Here is an 18,456-nt window from a genome sequence, read left to right on the forward strand (position 1 = left end):
CAGCTTGACGTTGATTCTTCAAGAAATAATCCTTCGCCTTCCGCAAAAAAATCGAACACGGCAGGCTTATTTGGTATGCATTATTTCAAAAACAACTAGTATTATTTATTTTCAAACTTATTCCTCCTAATTTCTGCCAGCAACATTTACCCATTACGAATGATTCATTTTTATTTCTGTTTTTTCTCTACACTCTCATAATAAGAGAAGATCGAAAGCGTTTCGTCCAACCAAAGTCCTATTTTCTTCTCGGAAAAAAGGCTGGAGAGACCTAAAAAATGATAAATACATAAAAAAAAGAACCTAAAAAGGCTCTTCTGGCAAGATTTCTTACAAGACAGCGTATCCACCTTCGCGTAAAGCGGTAATGGCAGCATCAAGTTTGTCGGACTTAATCAAGACGTAGTCCGTATTGTAAGTTGAAACGGCAAAAATACTAATCCCGGCGTCTGCTAACAATGTAGCGATTTTTGCCAAAATTCCAACCAAACTAAAATCTAATACCCCTTCAATCTTAAAGGCTTTCCAATCATCTTCACGATTGATCGTATCCGTAGGGACGTTGACAGTCGCAGAAACAATTGATATTTCCTCCTCGGTTACGCCAATAAAAAGCGGTTGCTGGGTGAGATCAATTCGCTTCAGATCTGCAACCTGATAGACAGAGAATTCCTGCGGCAGAGTGACTAAGTTCATGTGAAAAGGACTCCTTTCAAAAGCTTGTGATCATTCAAAGTTATCAGACGAAGGGAGAAAATGCAATCTGATTCTTTGCTGAAAAAATAGCCTCATAGTATATTTGAGAAAATAATCAATGACTATTGAAAATGAAAAGAGGTCCAATTAATGAAAGCTTTGTTTTTTGAAAATTTTGGCGGCAGTGACGTTTTACAATATGGTGAGCTTCCTAAACCGGTGATCGAAGAAAATGAGGTGCTAGTGAAGGTAGCGTACATCGGTTTGAACTTTGCCGATATCTATCGCCGACGCGGCGAGTATCATATTGAAAAACACAAGCCCTATATTAATGGTTATGAAGGAACAGGGATCGTTGTTGAAGTTGGCTGCAAGGTAACGAAGCAAAAGGTTGGAGAAACGGTGCTGTTTGTCGATGTTCCTTTAGCGAATGCGGAATATGTCGCAGTACCGAGTGAGCAGGTGATTCCTTTACCGTCGGATATCGACAGTAAATTAGCGGCGAGCATTGGGCTACAGGGGATGACAGCTGATTTTCTTGCTCATGATCTCGGCAAAAATGATCCCGGTGAAAAAGTCTTTATTACAGGAATTAGCGGCGGCGTTGGTCAGTTATTATCACAAATGCTGATAGCAGATGGGATAGAAGTCTATGGTTCTGCCTCTTCTAAAGAGAAACAGGCATTGGCGTTGACCCATGGAGTCAAGCAGGTTTATCCAAGTCGAGAAAACACTTGGGTCGAAGCACTCGAAGGCCAATTTGCGACTGCTTACGACGGTGTCGGATCAACGATTCAGCAAAGTTTAGATTTGATCAAGCATCGCGGAAAGGTCGTCTTTTTCGGAATGGCTGGCGGCGATCCAGTCAAGATTGACCCAGTCGCATTAATGGCTGAATCAAAAAGTTTGTTAACGGGAGATCTTTGGGATTACTTGACCAGCTATGAAGAAAGAAAAGTTCGTAGTGAGCGCTTATTCAGCTACTTCATTAAAGGACAAATTAGCATCAGCGAACCAACAATTTTTCCTTTAGCGGAGGGACGAAAAGCACATGACTATCTTGAGAACGGAAAGAGCATCGGGAAAGTGTTGCTGCAGCCTAATCAACCTTTGAAATAAAGCTGAGAAAGTTGAGCGGCTATGTCTGTTTGGCAATCTCTTTGATCTTTTTTCTGGTGGCGTTTCTGAATAAATAGCATCGACCTTACTTTACTGCTACCAAGTAAAGTAAGGTCCTTTTTTTAACCTGACACGTGTTTGCCAGTTTACGATGCTATACTGATGATGGAGGTGAGTAGTGTGGCAGAGTATCGATTATTTCAGATGGTGTATTATTTGATGGATAAAGGCAATACGACCGCACCTGAATTAGCGGAAAAGTTCGAGGTTTCGATCCGAACGATCTATCGCGATATTGACATCCTTAGTTCAGCAGGGATTCCCGTTTATACGACACAAGGAAAAGGCGGCGGGATCTTTCTGCCGGAAAATTTTATATTAAACCGTTCCTTGATTTCAGAAGAAGAGCAAAATCAAATTTTGGCCGCTTTGCAAGGGTTGAGTGGAGTGGATGAGAAAAACAATCAAGCGCTGTTAAAAAAACTGGGCAGTGTTTTTCAGAAACAAACCACGAATTGGCTCGAGATCGACTTTTCAGATTGGCATCCGCAAAATGAAGAACGATTTCAACTTTTACAAAAAGCGATTTTTCAAAAAACACGCCTTCGTTTTCACTATTTTAGTCGGGAAAAGACTGGCTCTGATCGTAAAGTTGAACCATTAAAGCTGATTTTTAAAGCAGGAGAGTGGTATTTGTATGCGTATTGCTGCGAGAAGCAGGCGTATCGTCTCTTCAAGCTGAAACGGATCAGACAGCTCCAGCAAACTACTGAAACCTTTGAACGAACCGCACCAGAAAAAGTGCTTGATCCCCCAAAAATTTATACCGAAAAGAAGCAAGTGGTACAGCTTGCCTTTGCACCAGAGCTGGCCTATCAGGTTTATGAAAATTATGAGCAGGTGGAAGAAGCAGAGGATGGGCGTTTGCTGGTGGAAGGGGAATACCCAGTGAATGAGGGCTTTTATAGTTTTCTACTTTCCTTTGGCGGACAAGTCGAAGTCTTATCTCCGCGTTCCGTGCGCCAAGAAATGAGCAAGAAAATTGATCAACTGAAAACTATTTATTAAACCTGACACCAGCTTGCAGGTTATGCTCGCTATAATGAAATCAAAGCTGAAAGCGAGGGAAAAAAATGAAGTATGATTGGAAAAAACAAGAGAAGCATCTATATGGAAAGAAAAAGAAGCCGGAAATTGTGACGGTTCCGCCGCAAAAATTCCTTACGATTAAAGGCGAAGGTGATCCTAACAATCAAGATTTCTCAGCCAGAGTCGGGGCACTTTATCCAGTAGCCTGGAAGATTAAGATGGGATTTAAGAAGTTTTATCAAGCACACGAAGAAAATCAGTCTGAGTTTGATTATAGTGAGTTTGCGATTTTCCCGTTAGAAGGTATTTGGTCCACTAAAAATACGGCAGATATTACTGATAAAGCAAGCTTTGAATACAAAATTATGCTGCGGCAGCCGGATTGGATCACGCAAGAGATGTTCGAAGCGGCGCTTGCCGCTGTGGCAGAAAAGGAACCAAACGAGTTGCTGCAGGAGCTTTGTTTTGAAACAATCGAAGATGGAAAATGCGTTCAGATTTTACATGTAGGTTCCTTCGACGATGAGCCTGCTTCCTTTCAAAAGATGAATCAGTTCGTAAAGGAACAAGGGCTAACACGCAGAAGCTACCTCCATCGCGAGATTTATTTAAATGATGCTAGAAAAACCCCACCAGAAAAACGGCAAACGATTTTGCGTTATCAAGTTGAATAACTAGGGAAAATTCCAGGTTGTGTGGGCACATTCTTAGTCTTCCATCAGGCTTTCTAGTATAGTGGTTCTGAGGGAGGTGAAGACATGGAAAATCTTATTTTAGTTGGTCACATCGTTTTTGGGTTCGCTTCATTTGTTGGTTCATTATTATTGACGATCGGTTTTAGAAATACTTTCGCCAAACTGACGGGAATCCAAAAATCAGGCATCGTTTTAACTGTTGCCAGTCTTTTCGGTACGATCGCCTTTGCGATGCTCACGAAAGGGAACGTCATGGGGGCAGTGCTGTTTATCGTATTGGGATTAGCAATGTGTGTCTTACTTGTGGCACCAAAAGCAGTGAAAGAATAACATGATAAAAGCCTATCCGCTTAATTTAGCGGATAGGCTTTCTTAATAGACTCAAACAGCAATATCCTTTTTCCCGTAATGATAGTAGGTCAGACCTATGCAGAAAAGAATCATAAACAACGTGATAAAAAGATAGGTGGGTTGAATCGTTTTAGCGATAACTAGATCCTCCGTATTAAAATAGCTGAAGGGGGAGGCATATTTTAGAATAGAAAGTGTTTCCTTCAATGATGCGGCAATACTTAAGAAATAGCCTAAGAATACGCAGCCTAAAGCGATGGCGGTGTTTCTTCGGTTTTTTGTGATATAAGCCGACAAAGTAAAACCGATAAAGAGAAAAATCAAGTGAATCCCCCAGGCCCCAAAGGAAATGAACAAAAAGGCTACGGGATCAAAATCCTGTGTCTTGAAGTGAGTCAATAAAAGCCAGTTACTAACAGAGAAGCTAAGGTTGAAAAGAGTGACTAAAGTAAATGAACATAGGAGTTTAGAGGTTAAAAGTGATGTACGATTGATTGGTTTTGACAATAAAAATTCGATCGTCTTTTCGCTTTCCTCCTTTGAGAGCATTGAGGAGGTAAGAAGGATTGCATAAACACTGCCGAAAATTGAGACTAACAAAAATGAACGGCTGGCGTAAAAATGAAGAATATCTGTCATCTTTAGTTGGTCAAGACTCAAGGCTTGGACAAATTCTTTCGGGTATTGCGCTAACATGGCTTCTGTATTTTTCGCCATTTCGGCCACGGATTCAAAGCTAGCTAACATCATCCCGTTGACAATAATCAGGATAGTCAGCCAAATAACTGTAGAAAGCAGGTTTCGCTTCATTTCCCTTAAAAAGAGGTTCATTTCGATGCCGTCCTTTCATAATAGTGTAGGAAAATATCATCTAACGAAGGTTCAAGAATTCGGATATTTTTGAGCCGATACTTACTCAAATAAGCCAACAGTTCATTGACGTTTCCCGAAAATAAGAAGGTAATTTGATTTCCAGCGACTTGCTGGTTCGAATGATTGGGCATGTCAAAGGCTGTAGGCAGCTTAAAGAATTCTACCTCAATCTGCTTGTAGGTGTTTTCTCGCAAAGCTTCAACCGTTTCAAGTTTCAACAGCTTTCCTTCGCGAATAATTGCCACACGGTCACAAATTTTTTCCACCTCACTGAGTATATGAGAAGAAAATAGGATGGTCGTGCCTTTTTCTTTTTCTTGTTTTAACAGCTCGAAAAAAATATTTTGCATCAGAGGATCAAGCCCGCCAGTTGGTTCGTCAAGAATCAAGACTTTCGGTTGGTGCTGTAGGGCTTGAACGATCGCCACCTTCTTTTTATTTCCATAAGACAAGGCCGTAATTTTTTTACTCATATCCAATTCCAGTCGTCGGGCTAATTCTGCGGCTTGCTTCTCACAATCCTTTTTGTAAAAACGAGCAGAGTAACGCAGCAGTTCAACTACCGTCATATCATCATAATAGTTGATCTCAGAGGGGACATAGCCTACCCGTTGCTTCATCTTTTTTGCTTCGCGAAGACAATTAAGTCCGTCGATTTGAACTTCACCGCTATTGGGATAAATAAAGGAAAGAAGAATTCTGATCAGTGTTGATTTCCCGGCGCCATTTGGACCGATCAATCCGATGATCTCTCCAGGCTGTACTGAAAAACTCACATCCTCAATTCCTCGCGCTTGACCATACTTTTTTGATACCTGCTGGACCTTAATCATGTTCATTTTCGACCACCCCATAAAGTAAGATGTCTAGATACTCTTTGATTTCCTTTTCGATCGTCGCTTTATTTTGGAAGAATTCCATTGGTGCATCCTTATACCTTGCCAGATATTGCATAATGATCGTGTTGATATACAGCGACATTCCTTGTAAAAGATTCTCAGAATCATTTTTAATCGGAAGCGTCGCGATTGCCTTTTGTAAAACTTCGGCTGATTGCTGTTGTGCCTGCAGCATGTATTTCTGAATAATTTCTTGCTTTTCCTTTACTACTTCGACGTTGGTCTCCTTGGAAGCATGATTAACAAAGAGAATCTTTTCTTTGGCATCTGAGGAATACAAGGCCATTTTATTTTCCATACTTTCAAAAAGAATTGCGTAAAATTCCGTTGCCGTTATTTCTTGCTTTACTGTCATTAACGATTCGATGTTGTGACGCAGCAAAAACAAGTAGAATTCCTTCTTGCTGCCGAAATAATTGAATAAACTACCTTTTGAAATTCCTAATTCTTTAGTGATCTGATTTGTACTAGCTTCTCCATAAGGGTGTTTCGTAAATATTTCGATACCTTTTTGAATAATCTTTTCTTTCTTATCAGACGGTAAATTCAAGAATGTTTCTGTTGCCATGATTACCACCTCCTGACCATGTGGTCATTGTGATTTCAAAAAAATAGAACTTCTTCATTTAGAGTCTATCATGATATGACCAAGTGGTCAACTTAATTTTGATTCTAATTAACAATAGAACGCCCCTGAACTTAAAATAGTTTCAGTTCAGGGGCGCTTCGTTTTTTTGTATAGTAAAAAAATTACTTTCTAGAGAGTAGCTCTCGTAACTCTTTAGGTGGCTCTTCTTTGAAAATCGTTCTCCACGAGCTAAGTAGGTTTCCTTTATTAACCATAATAGGCTCAATACCGATAAAGCTAGGGACATGCTTATGAAGGATGGATTGGGCTGCAGCTAAGGCGATGGCTCTTCCTTGCTCAAACGGTTGTTGGGCACTCACACATTTTATCGGTCCATCTTCAGCAATAACTAATGCAGAAGAAAAATCTAAATCGACAGTTCCGACAATGATGTCTAATCGGTCGATAGTAGTTAGTGCTTTAATGACTTGCTGAGCTGGTCCATCCCAAGAGATGTAGATACCTTCTATTTCGGGATGCTCAGCCAACAAGTTCAATGTTTTATCAAAAACTTCACTTTCATTTTTGAAGGACGTTTGCGCTACGATTTCAATAGCTGGGAAATCTTCATCAATTAGCTGTTGCGCAGATGTATCCCTTTGATTGGTAGCATAGAAGTCAGAATCAAAGGTAATAAGTCCGACTTTGCTTTTCCCGTTCGAAACCATCTGTTCACATAAACCTCTGGCAGCGAGTCTTCCGTTAGTCAGTTCGTTTACAGACACGACCGATACATAATCGTTAGGAGTTAGTCCTTTGGGTACATTCGTAATTAAAATTAAATCACTAGGACTTTCAACAATTTTTTTGAAGGCTTCGGCCGTTTTTGCAGTATCTGTTGGGATAGCAATAAAAATGTCCGGTTCTAATGACAAGAGACTGTCAATTTGCTTATTTTGCAGTTCGGCATCAAAGTGAGCATCCGTCACACCAATGACATTAATGTTAAGCTCATTAAATAGCTTATTTATCCCAGCTTCGTGAAGATTCATCCAAGAAGCACCAGTATAATGAAAAGAGATGACGGCAGTTCTTTTCTTTTGTTTTATTTCGGCAATTTCTTTTTCAGTAAGCATAATACTATCGATTGAGTAGGCCTTTTCGCCAAAGGGTCCCTTTGCAATTCCTGATGTAGAGTTCTGTAAATGGAAGGTAGTAGAAACAACCTTTTTGATCTGCAAATCCGCTGTGTATGAGTGCAAAACGTCTAAAGCCTCAGCAATGATTGTAGGAAAATCATGCTCAATACTCGTAATAGCTGGATCGCAAAGAGCATACCACGCTTCAGTTCCCAAAGAAATAATCGAAATGTCTTCAGGGATACGATACCCAGTCTTCTTAAAATAGCTGATCACTTCATCCACAATTAAAGGGTCAACAAAGATCCCCGTCGGCGGGTAAAGATTATCTTGAGAAAACAGCGCATGCAGCTTTTCAAACAATTCATGCTCAGAAAGTCGTTTAGTAGAGATGATCTCTTCATCGATCTCAAGTTTGCTTTTTTGAAAAGCCTGCTTGAAGCCAATGAGTGAGTCATTCTCCGTTTTCTCCGAATAGTCTATGTACGCAATTCTGGAGTGTCCGCTTTTTATTAAATGATTGGTTGCATGCTCAACACCTGCACAACTATCGCTAGAAATATATGGCAAAGTGATTGTTTCATAGTTATTGGCGCTGATGATCACAAACGGAATCTTGTAAAATTTTTTAGGAAATGTCGGTTCAACTTCTTCTGAGTAGATTAGAATTTGACCGATAATTTTTTCAGCGAAGCTATCAAACATAACTTCAAACTCATTCGTTATATCTTGGTATTCAACAGGAATAACGAGTACATTTTTATTCGTTTGTTGCCGACGAATTTCTGCTAGAAGACCCATTTGAAATTTATCAGAAAAATTTGGCACATACACCAATAGAATTTGTACTTTGTTCTCATTTTTTTTATTTTGCTTCAATACAAAATTAGGAACAGAGTCAAGCGAAGCGATAACCTCTTCTACTTTTCTTTCTAACTCAGGGCTAACATATCTAGTTTTTCTAACAACGTGAGAAACTGTAGCTACAGAAACGCCAGCCATTTCCGCTACTTCTTTAATAGTCGTCAAAAAATCACCATTTTCTATTTTTATCTAATTCACATCATACTACAAGGTATCAGTAAAGTGAACGTTTTTATAAGTGCTGAAGAAGGCAATGAATCGACAATGGCAGGAATTGATCTGTATTAAATCTGACTCTCAAGATTATTGAAGCATCATTGAATACGGCCTTCGAGAAAACATCAAATACTCAAGTATTTGATGTTTTCTGCTTTAAGTTACTTCTTTTTTACTAAAGCCCATTTGGGAAGTGAATGGTTTCATTCTTTTTAGAAGATTCGAAACAAGCATCAATAATGGTTGTTAGTCGTAATAGTTCTTCTGCTTTAATAAAAGGTTCGGCTTTTCCATCGATTGTTAAGGCAAAGTTATCATAAAACTCGACGACATTGCTTTTAACATAAGGTAAGGGGAAGGTTTCGATGGAATCATCATTTCTCGGAGCCATCGTTTTTGTAAGTCCAGCGCCAGTTTCGACAGGGACTGCTTCCTTAGCTAGCTCTCCAGTCAAAGTTACGTAATTTCCGTTGAGCTCAAAGTCCTCAATTACCGCGGTCCCAATTGATCCAACCGTATACCATTCAGGCAATTCGATAAAATTCGACGTTCCGACTTCTAAATAGGCTTTTTTTGAAGTATCGAAAACTAGCTCTATTTTGAATCCATCGTCTACCTCATGGCCCAAAAAATGATTTAGTGTTGCGTGAAGATGAACGATCTTTTGATTTGGGAATAAAAATAAAATCCGATCAATTAGGTGAACGCCCCAATCCAACAGCATACCGCCGCCTTGTGCCTTTTCTCTACGCCAATCTTTTGGAATCCCGCGTGATCCTTGTACACGATTTTCAACGTATAGTAGTTCGCCCAACTTGTTTTCTTCGAGTAATTTCTTCGTGATTAAGAAATTTTCATCCCAGCGTCTATTTTGGTGAACGGTAAATTTTTGCCCACTTTTTTCAGCAGCTGCTAAAATTTCTTCCAACTCTTTAGTATTCAATGTAACTGGTTTTTCTGAAATAACGTGTTTTCCTGATTGTAAAGCTTGGATTGCGATTGTCTTATGGGTATCGTTTGGCGTTGCTATTAAGATAATATCAATCGTGGGCTCTGCCAGTAAATCCGCCAATGAGGGGTACTTTTTGATTGTTGACGAAATAGTTGAATAATCCTTTTCTGAATCACTATCAAAAACCCCCGTGATCTCAACATATTGGCTCTCCTTAATTCGTTTGATATGTTGTTTCCCCATTCCGCCAAAGCCTACTAAGCCAACTCTTTTTTTCATGCTAAAACATCCTTTCTATTAAAACATTCCTCAATATATTTTTTAGAGTGAATAAGTATTTGTTCCGCCTCGCTTTTGTTCTCACTCTTGAACTCCAAAGTAAGATCCTTTGAATAGTGCTGCTCTTTCAGGATTTCAAAAATCGTTCTCCAATCAATGCTTCCTAATCCTAATGGAGCAGGTCTGTACCAACCAAAATCGTAGGGATGCTCCCGTTCTATCTGTTTTCCAAAAATTCCATATCTGCTGAGATTATCAGTTTCAACAAAAACCTCCTTTACATGAATGTTGAAAATTCTATCGTAATAATCAGTGAGTGCTTTCAGATAGTCGATTTTCTGCCATATAAGATGGGAAGGATCAAAATTTAGCCCGAAGTTCTCATTGGGAATTCTGGAAAACATTTCATCCCAAAGCTCAGGGCTATACGAAATAGTTGCAGGAAAGCCATTTTTATCCCATGAAGGCATGGAACAATTTTCAATCGCGATTTTGATCTTTAGCTGTTCAGCATAGTCCACGATGGGATGCACAAGTGAATCTAACAAAGTAAAGTTTTCCGCAATTGATTTACTGGCATCTCGTCCTAAAAAGGTACTAATTTGTGGAATCCCATTTTCAAAAGCAAAATCAATCAGGCGGTATAAATTGTTTATGTGCAGCTGTCTTAAGTGTTTTTCCTCGGTCAAAATATTTTGATAATAAGCTAAAGAAGAAAAACGAATTTCGTTTTCACAGAGTTTGGATTTTAAACATTCAGTATCGAAAGTAGCCAGACGTTGAATCGAACTTGGTGTTAGGGAAACTTCTAATTGAGAGTAGCCGAGTTGCGTAGCTAAAAAGACCTTATCTAATAGAGAACTGTTGAAACAGTTGGTCAAAAATCCTAGTTTCATAAAAACACGTCCTTTTTACGTAAATTTTGTATTTATACTTCAAAGATACATCGGTTTTGTAAAATTTGCAACTTTTTTCTTAGGTTTATATCGAATTTAGCTAATAATCAACGTAAAAACGAAAAAAATATTGACAAAGGATTTTCCCGATGGTAGGATTCAGGTGTGGAAAGCGCTAACACAAATAAATTTACGTAAAAAGGAGTGGCGGTTTTGGAAGTTGGATACATGACAAATGGTTTCGGCGGGTTAGTAGGTACAGGCGGCGGTGTCACCAATGTTAGGGAGGCAAAATATCTTTCTTTAATTGATGAGGACGAGGTGATAAAGAAAATCTCTGAAGTTGGGTATCGCTACATTGAGTTGTTTGATGGAAATTTAGAGAAATTTGATGATTCGCCAGAAAAATTGAAAGCGTATTTAGCTGAAACGAATACGAAGATCTTAGGGATTTATACAGGGGCAAACTATATTTATACTGATGCATTTGAAGATGAATTTTTCCGAATCAAAAAAACGATTGAAAACATGAAGAAGTTTGGAGCAAAGCATTTAGTTCTTGGAGGCGGAGCAATCCGTGCAAAGGGAAATAATACAGAAGACTATAAGATTTTAGCGAAAAATCTTGATCAGGTTGCACAGTTTGCTAAAGAAAATGGCATCATTGCAAGTTATCATCCTCATCTAGGATCGGCGGTCGAGACGCCTGAACAAATTGATCAGCTGTTTTCGTTAACAAACATTTGTTTTTGTCCAGATATCGCTCATCTTGTGGCTGGCGGTGGAGATGCTTTGGCGTTGATCAAGAAATATCGTGAACGAATCGAATACGTCCATTTAAAGGATCTGAAAGGATCAGAATTTGTTCCATTGGGAGAAGGGGACATCCCATTAGAAGAAATTATTCGCTACTTAAAAGAGGACGGTTTTTCGGGGGATTGGCTAGTAGAAATTGATGGCTACTCAGGGGATTCTTACTACGCTTGCGAAGCTTCTTACAAGTTTTTAGAACAGTTCTTTGAAGTATAGGGGGAGAATTATGAAGTTTATCAGAAAAATGATCGCTTTTTCATTAGTTTTACTATTTGCGACTGGATGCGGTTCGGATTCTGCAGCTAATAAGGAGGCGTTAGAAAAAACAGATGGAAAAGACGAAATTGTGTTAGATGAAAACGATATAAAATCGACAGGACCGAACGGAGAAAAAGCCGCACCCGCCAGTTCTTTAACGCTGACAGATGAAGAAATCGCAAAATTGAAAGCCGGCAATTATTCAGCGGCAATTTCGTTTCATTATGCTGGAAATGACTGGTCCTCAGCTCAGCAAAAGGGACTGGAGGATACCTTCAAAAAATATGGGATCAATATTGTCGGAACAACCGATGCGAATTTCTCTGTTGAGCAACAGGTATCCGACTTGGAAACATTAACTGCTCTTAATCCAGATGTGATGATTAGTATTCCCACAGATGCCAAAGCGACATCTGATGCCTTCAAGCGCGTAAGTGGTCAAGGAATCAAGTTAGTCTTTATGGACAATGTACCTGATAATTTTGTTGCTGGTGAAAATTACGTTGGGGCTGTTTCAGCTGATAATTACGGAAATGGTGTTATCGCTGCGGAGCTGATCGGAGACAAGTTGAAGGGCAAAGGAAAAATTGGGATTGTTCATTACGATGTTGACTACTTCGTTACGAATCAACGATTAGAAGCATTTGAAAAAACGATTAAGAAAGAATATCCGGATATTGAAGTTATTGCAAAAACTGGTTTTTCAGATGTCAACCAATCTACTGAAGTCGCTGACGCGATGCTGACCCAAAATCCAGATTTAGAAGCGATTTTTGCAATTTGGGATATTCCTGCCGAGGGTGTCTTATCCGCACTTACCTCTGCTGGGCGCGAGGATGTTTTTGTCAGTTCGATTGACTTAGGCGATAACATTGCTAAAGAAATAGCTCAAGGAAAAGTTTTAGGTGTGGGCGCTCAATTACCTTACGATCAAGGCGTAGCGGAAGCAACCATGGCAGCCTATGCTTTATTAGGAAAAGAGACACCTTCTTATGTGGCTGTTCCGGCAACAAAGGTGGAAAGAAATACCATTGTTTCTGGCTATGAGATGGTTTACCACAAGAAAGCACCAGGCTTTATTACTGAAGAATTAGACAAATGATAGTAGAGGGTGAACGCATGCTTGATTCTATTTTAAAAATGAACAGGATTGAAAAAAAGTTTGGTGAAACAAAAGTTTTAAAGGACGTGGATTTTACCTTAAAAAGAGGAGAAGTTCATGCATTGGTTGGTGGCAATGGTGCAGGAAAGTCAACTCTTATGAAAATAATGACAGGTGTCTACTCAAAAGATGGTGGGGAAATTCGGATCGAGGATCAGCTAGTTGATTTTAAAAATCGCGAAGATGCCTCAAAAAACGGAATTGAAATGATTTTTCAGGAATTGTCTCTCGTTCAATCGATGACAGTGGCACAGAATATTTTTCTTGGGAGTGAACTGCAAAAAAACGGATTGATTGATGAAAAGGAAATGAATAGGAAGGCACGATCAGCCCTACTTAATTTAGGAATAGATATCAATCCTAAAGCAAAGGTCGAAAGCTTAAGTGTTGGACTAAGCCAGATGGTGGAAATTGCGAAAGCGGTTATTAAGGATGCTAAAATTCTGGTTTTTGATGAACCGACAGCCTCTTTGTCAGATGGAGAGTCAAAACAGCTTTTTCAGCTGATCAATGATCTAAAAGATAAAGGTGTAACAATGGTGTACATCTCGCATCGAATGAATGAAATCATGAATATCGCAGATCGTATCACTATATTAAAGGATGGAACCAACGTTTTAACAGATGAAATCGCTAACTTATGCTTAGAAGATATTGTTTCGTTCTTTGTTGGCGAAAACGGACCGACTTTTGAATGGAAAAAACGTGATTATTCACAGGATGAGTCAATTTTAAAGGTAGAGAACTTAACCATTAACCATGCCATTTCCGAGATATCCTTTGAAGTTAAGAAAGGGGAGATACTTGGTATTGCTGGATTGATGGGTAGTGGTCGAACGGAGATTTTGGAAGGTCTATTTGGCATCAGTCCAATAGAATCTGGAGAGATCTATATTGATAATCAAAAGAGTGCGATAAGAAATACTCGAGACGCTATAAAATCGGGTTTGGGCCTAGTGCCTGAAGACAGAAGGAAGCAAGGATTGGTACTGTCTCACTCCGTGAAAGAGAACAATATTTTACCTATTTTAAAGAAATTGTCCTTTATTGATTTCGTAATTGATGAAAAAGAATCACAAAAAGTAACTAAAAAGAACGTTTCGGACTTCAATATTAAAACTTCAAGCATAGACAAAAAAATCAGCCTATTATCAGGCGGAAATCAGCAAAAGGTTGTCATATCAAAATGGTTGAACACAAATCCTAAAGTGATGTTATTGGATGAACCGACGGCCGGGGTTGATATCGGAGCCAAAACGGAAATCATTAATATCATTCGGGAGTATGCCGATAAGGGAAACGGTGTCCTGTTTGTTTCTTCAGAGCTTGCAGAGCTATTGGCAGCATGTGATCGTATCTTGGTTCTTTTTGATGGAAAGATAGTGAATGACATTAAACGAGAAGAAATTTCATGTGAGGAGGAACTACAGCATGCAATCCAAGCAGGCTAATTTAGAAAAAAAGACATCCGATACTAAAATCGATTTGAAAACGATCGAGTGGAATAAATACATGGTTTACATCGTATTTGTTATTGTTTTTCTAGCTTTCTCAATTTTTTTAGGAAATAAGGGCTTTTTAAGCTCCAACAATCTGCTAAATATCCTAAGACAAACGTCAATGATCTCTATCATGGCCGTTGCAGGAACGTTTGTATTGGCGGCGGGTCAGATTGATTTGACCGTAGGCGCGGTTGCAGCGATGACAGCCATGTGTGTGTCTTTAGTCCTGCAAAGTACGAACTCGATTATTTTAGCCTTACTAACCGGTTTAGGATTTGGCGTCATTTGCGGAGCGGTGAATGGTTTCTTGGTTACTATTCTTAAAATTCCAGCATTTCTTGCCACATTGGGAATGATGCAGATTATTCGTGGGTCGGCTATGTGGATTACTAATACCGCGGCAGTTCCGATCAAGAACAATCAATTTAATAGTGTCTTTGGTATAGGCAGCGTTGGTGGTATTTCCGTCCTGATTTTATGGACAATCCTGTTTTATGTAGTTGGTGTATTTCTATTTAACAAAACGCCATTTGGGAAACATACATTAGCTACTGGTGGGAATGAATTATCTGCAAAATACAGCGGGATAAATACGAATCTCATCAAGTTGAAGGTATTTATTATGTCAGGCGCATTCGCCGCGTTTGCCGGGATTTTATACGCCGGAAGAATGCAGTCAGGAAGATACTCTTTTGGTGATGGTGATGAAATGTCTGTCATAGCGGCTGTGGTTCTTGGCGGTGCAGCTATGAACGGAGGCTCGGGTTCTGTTATAGGTGCATTGGTCGGGTCATTATTGATGGGGATTATCAAAAATGCTTTGATCTTGGCAGGGTTGAGTTCTTCTCAACAAACCATTGTTCAAGGGTTGATTATCGTTTTCGCAGTTGCACTTAGCAATTTATCAAGTAAAAAAAATAATTAAAACATTAAAGGAGAGATATTAAAATGATCAAAAAAATTAACGTTGGACTAATCGGAGCAGGATTTATGGGGAAAGCACACGTAGTAGCCTATTCAAATATGCCAAAATTCTTTTGGCCGGCGCCAGCAGTTCCTGTGTTAAAGGTAGTTTGTGATATTGAAGAAGAGATCGCTAAAGAAGCAAAGGATCGCTTTGGTTTTGAAGAAGCAGTCACTGATTGGAAAGTAGTTGTGAATAATCCAGATATTGATGTTGTCAGCATCTGTACACCAAACGATTCTCACGCAGAAATTGCGATCGCTGCCCTAGAAGCTGGAAAGCATGTCTATTGTGAAAAACCAATTGCTAGTACTCATCAGGATGCCAAAGCAATGAGTGAAGCCGCAGGAAAAGCAGCGAAAAAAGGCATTATCTCAATGTGTGCGTATCAATACCGTCGTGTTCCAGCTATAGTTTTGGCTAAGAAGTTTATTGATGAAGGGTCAATCGGGGAAATTCTAAATGTACGGGCACAATATCTGCAAAGCTGGTCTGCTGATCCAGATTCTCCTCTTTCTTGGAGATTCCAAAAAGCCATCGCAGGAGCAGGGACATTGGGCGATATTGCGACACACGTGATTGATATTTCTCAATACTTAGCTGGAAACATCAGTGAAGTCGTTTCTACGGTGAAAACCTATATCAATGAACGCCCAGTGCAAGAAGGCGGAGTGGATCTATTAGGTACGGTGAAACTTAACGGGGATGTGAAAAAGGAACCTGTAGATGTAGATGATGAAGCGTCATTCTTGGTTAACTTTGAAAGTGGCGCAGTCGGAAGTATTGAAGCTACCAGAAATGCTTGGGGGCGAAACAACTTTATCTCAATTGAGGTTCATGGCACAAAGGGTTCTTTAATCTTTAACTATGAACGTCTAAACGAGCTTCAAGTTATGTTTGCAGATGATCCAGATGATCGAAAAGGATTCAAAACCATTTATACAGGGCCGGCCCACTTCTATGGAGAAGTCACTTGGAATATTCCAGGAATGAATATTGGTTATGGAGAGTTAAAAACAATTGAAGCCTATGAATTCATCAAAGCTGTAGTTAGTGGAAAACAACCGTCAACTAGTTTTGCAGAAGGCTATAAAGTGGACCTAGTCACTGAGGCAGTCATCAAATCTTCAGAGACAAAGGCTTGGACGAAAGTAGCAGAATAGATCATTTAAATAAATAAGAGGCCCATTGATCATCAGAATGGTCCTCTCTATCATTGAAAAAATTTGAGAGGAGTTTATTTATGAAGCTAGGAATTGTAAGTGCAATTTTTGATCAAAGCAACTTCGAGGAAATGATCGATATCGTAGCTGATACGGGTTTGGAATGTGTCGAGGTCGCTTGCTGGCCAAAAGGAAAAGCGGAACGACGCTACGCGGGTGTTTCTCATATTGATACGAAGAATTTAACAGCAGAAAAAGCGCAAGAGATTTTGGCTTATTGCGAGAAAAAACAGGTAGAAATTTCGGCGTTGGCCTATTATCCTAACCCATTAGATGAAAATCTAGAAAAACGTCAAGAAGTTATTGATCATTTGTATTCACTCATTGATGCAGCCAAACTATTAGGCGTAAATTTGGTGACCACTTTCTTAGGAAGAATGCCAAGCAAAAGTGTTTCTGAAAATCTGAAGGAGGTAGCAAAAGTTTGGCCGCCAATTCTACAATACGCGGAGGAACAAGAAATCAAAATCGGGATTGAAAATTGTCCAATGCTTTTTACAGAGGATGAATGGCCTGGTGGACAAAATCTGATGACAACACCTAGTAATTGGCGAAAAGTTTTTGAAATTCTGGATAGTGACAACTTTGGGATTAACTATGACCCTTCTCATTTTGTTTGGCAGCACATAGACTACATTGAACCTCTTTATGAGTTTAAAGATAAGCTGTTCCATGTCCATTATAAGGATATTAAGCTGTATCCAAACAAACTGAAGGATGTAGGCATTATGGCAACGCCGCTGGAATATATGTCACCTAAATTACCAGGGCTAGGCGACGTGGATTGGGGAAAATACGTCTCTGCGTTGACCGATATTGGATACAACGGATACACCTGTATCGAAGTTGAAGATCGTGCATACGAATCTGATTATGAAGATGTCAAACGTTCAGTCAGACAAAGTGCTCATTATTTGCGGAATTTTGTTTAGGGGAGGTTTCCTTGGAAAAGCAAAATAAAAAGATAATTGGTGTAGATATTGGCGGGACGGCCATTAAGTTTGCATTAATGGACACGCAAGGGAGAATTGCAAAAAAGTGGTCGATTCCAACAAATATTTCTGAGAAAGGAAGGTTTATTCCGGCTGAAATCGGTTCATCTATCCGCCGTTCGATAGACAAAGATACGTTAAAAGAGGTCGAAGGAATCGGGATTGGTGTTCCTGGGGCAGTCTCATCAGACGGAGAGATTGTCGTCAGAGCAGTCAATCTTGACTGGGAGCAGCTACCTTTGAAGAAAATGATCAAACATGAATTGGGCATTGAGGCTTGTTTACTAAATGATGCAAATGCAGCTGCTTTAGGTGAAATGTGGAAAGGGGCTGCTCGAGGTAGAAAAAATCTGCTTTTTGTTACTTTGGGTACAGGAGTAGGTGGTGGCATCATCTTGAATGGTGAGGTACTAAATGGCTGTCATTCTGCTGGAGGCGAAATCGGTCATATCCCTAATCGATCTGATGAGAATAGACTATGCGGCTGCGGTGGCAGAAATTGCTTGGAAACCTTTGCCTCTGCGAATGGTCTCGTGCTATCTATGCGAAAAAAACTGGAGCAGTTAAATGAATCTTGGCCAGCAATTACTCCGCCGATCATTTTTGAAAAAGCCGCTCAGAACGACGAGGCGGCTAAAGAGGTTTTGAATGAGTTTCTGACTGTTTTAGCCCAAGCGTTAGCGGGGATTATGAACACGATTGATGTGGAAGAAATTATTATTGGCGGTGGATTATCTGAAGCAGGAGCTTCTCTATTAGAGCCGTTAAAGGAGAAGTTGGAAAATTATGTTTTTCCGCAAATAAGGAATCACTTCTCTTTAAAAAAAGCTTTATTAGGCAATGATGCGGGAGTCTATGGAGCCGCTTATTCCTATTTATTGAAGAATGCTGTATAAATCCATCTAG

Annotated in this window: 18 protein-coding genes; 11 read left to right on the plus strand and 7 right to left on the minus strand. The window is 39.6% G+C overall.

Translation table 11 applies throughout. The features are described from left to right. Positions 1–330: 330 nt before the first annotated feature. Positions 331–696, minus strand: a complete 366-nt coding sequence (locus tag KQI58_RS18285) for an ACT domain-containing protein (protein WP_216410420.1) — start codon at positions 694–696, stop codon at positions 331–333. A gap of 150 nt (positions 697–846) precedes the next feature. Between KQI58_RS18285 and KQI58_RS18290 the strand changes: the two genes are divergently transcribed. From KQI58_RS18290 to KQI58_RS18305, 4 genes are all read left to right on the plus strand, one after another. Then, positions 847–1,815 (plus strand): zinc-binding dehydrogenase, encoded by a 969-nt coding sequence (locus tag KQI58_RS18290; protein WP_216410421.1) that lies wholly within the window; start codon positions 847–849, stop codon positions 1,813–1,815. A gap of 180 nt (positions 1,816–1,995) precedes the next feature. Next, positions 1,996–2,883 carry a helix-turn-helix transcriptional regulator gene (locus KQI58_RS18295; protein ID WP_216410422.1) on the plus strand — a complete coding sequence of 296 codons (888 nt, stop codon included), beginning with the start codon at positions 1,996–1,998 and terminating at the stop codon, positions 2,881–2,883. Positions 2,884–2,948: 65 nt separating this feature from the next. After that, entirely contained in the window at positions 2,949–3,578 is a 630-nt protein-coding gene (locus KQI58_RS18300) for a GyrI-like domain-containing protein (protein WP_216410423.1), read from the plus strand. Positions 3,579–3,662: 84 nt separating this feature from the next. Continuing rightward, on the plus strand, positions 3,663–3,929 hold the full coding sequence (locus tag KQI58_RS18305) for a Na+-transporting malonate decarboxylase, carboxybiotin decarboxylase subunit, madB (RefSeq protein ID WP_216410424.1): 267 nt from the start codon (positions 3,663–3,665) through the stop codon (positions 3,927–3,929). 51 nt (positions 3,930–3,980) lie between these two features. On the opposite strand, the gene KQI58_RS18310 is transcribed toward KQI58_RS18305, so the two are convergent. The 6 genes from KQI58_RS18310 to KQI58_RS18335 form a co-directional block, all read right to left on the minus strand. Continuing rightward, on the minus strand, positions 3,981–4,781 hold the full coding sequence (locus KQI58_RS18310; RefSeq protein ID WP_216410425.1) for an ABC transporter permease subunit: 801 nt from the start codon (positions 4,779–4,781) through the stop codon (positions 3,981–3,983). Further along, positions 4,778–5,662 carry an ABC transporter ATP-binding protein gene (locus KQI58_RS18315; RefSeq protein ID WP_216410426.1) on the minus strand — a complete coding sequence of 295 codons (885 nt, stop codon included), beginning with the start codon at positions 5,660–5,662 and terminating at the stop codon, positions 4,778–4,780. Before KQI58_RS18315 ends, KQI58_RS18310 begins: the two co-directional genes overlap by 4 nt. Then, positions 5,649–6,290: a TetR/AcrR family transcriptional regulator gene (locus tag KQI58_RS18320; protein ID WP_216410427.1), complete on the minus strand. Its 642-nt coding sequence runs from the start codon at positions 6,288–6,290 to the stop codon at positions 5,649–5,651. Before KQI58_RS18320 ends, KQI58_RS18315 begins: the two co-directional genes overlap by 14 nt. A 182-nt stretch (positions 6,291–6,472) precedes the next feature. Then, complete coding sequence (locus tag KQI58_RS18325; RefSeq protein ID WP_216410428.1) at positions 6,473–8,458, minus strand: LacI family DNA-binding transcriptional regulator; 1,986 nt, start codon at positions 8,456–8,458, stop codon at positions 6,473–6,475. 226 nt (positions 8,459–8,684) lie between these two features. Further along, positions 8,685–9,740, minus strand: coding sequence for a Gfo/Idh/MocA family protein (locus tag KQI58_RS18330; protein WP_216410429.1), 1,056 nt, complete (start codon positions 9,738–9,740; stop codon positions 8,685–8,687). Continuing rightward, positions 9,737–10,636, minus strand: coding sequence for a sugar phosphate isomerase/epimerase family protein (locus KQI58_RS18335; RefSeq protein ID WP_216410430.1), 900 nt, complete (start codon positions 10,634–10,636; stop codon positions 9,737–9,739). The genes KQI58_RS18330 and KQI58_RS18335 overlap by 4 nt, the downstream gene beginning before the upstream one ends. A 204-nt stretch (positions 10,637–10,840) precedes the next feature. Here KQI58_RS18335 and KQI58_RS18340 point away from each other — a divergent pair, with 204 nt between their 5' ends. From KQI58_RS18340 to KQI58_RS18370, 7 genes are all read left to right on the plus strand, one after another. Further along, positions 10,841–11,665 (plus strand): sugar phosphate isomerase/epimerase family protein, encoded by an 825-nt coding sequence (locus KQI58_RS18340; protein WP_367397952.1) that lies wholly within the window; start codon positions 10,841–10,843, stop codon positions 11,663–11,665. 10 nt (positions 11,666–11,675) lie between these two features. Continuing rightward, entirely contained in the window at positions 11,676–12,809 is a 1,134-nt protein-coding gene (locus KQI58_RS18345; protein ID WP_216410432.1) for a substrate-binding domain-containing protein, read from the plus strand. A 17-nt stretch (positions 12,810–12,826) separates the two neighbouring features. After that, positions 12,827–14,320: a sugar ABC transporter ATP-binding protein gene (locus tag KQI58_RS18350; RefSeq protein ID WP_216410433.1), complete on the plus strand. Its 1,494-nt coding sequence runs from the start codon at positions 12,827–12,829 to the stop codon at positions 14,318–14,320. Further along, positions 14,301–15,296 (plus strand): ABC transporter permease, encoded by a 996-nt coding sequence (locus tag KQI58_RS18355; protein WP_137440126.1) that lies wholly within the window; start codon positions 14,301–14,303, stop codon positions 15,294–15,296. The genes KQI58_RS18350 and KQI58_RS18355 overlap by 20 nt, the downstream gene beginning before the upstream one ends. 23 nt (positions 15,297–15,319) lie before the next feature. Further along, on the plus strand, positions 15,320–16,498 hold the full coding sequence (locus tag KQI58_RS18360; protein WP_216410434.1) for a Gfo/Idh/MocA family protein: 1,179 nt from the start codon (positions 15,320–15,322) through the stop codon (positions 16,496–16,498). An 80-nt stretch (positions 16,499–16,578) separates the two neighbouring features. Further along, positions 16,579–17,490 (plus strand): sugar phosphate isomerase/epimerase family protein, encoded by a 912-nt coding sequence (locus tag KQI58_RS18365; RefSeq protein ID WP_216410435.1) that lies wholly within the window; start codon positions 16,579–16,581, stop codon positions 17,488–17,490. Positions 17,491–17,501: 11 nt separating this feature from the next. After that, positions 17,502–18,446, plus strand: a complete 945-nt coding sequence (locus tag KQI58_RS18370) for an ROK family protein (RefSeq protein ID WP_216410436.1) — start codon at positions 17,502–17,504, stop codon at positions 18,444–18,446. Positions 18,447–18,456 lie beyond the last annotated feature (10 nt).

This window comes from Enterococcus raffinosus (assembly GCF_018917525.1).
Lineage (GTDB): Bacteria > Bacillota > Bacilli > Lactobacillales > Enterococcaceae > Enterococcus_A > Enterococcus_A raffinosus_A.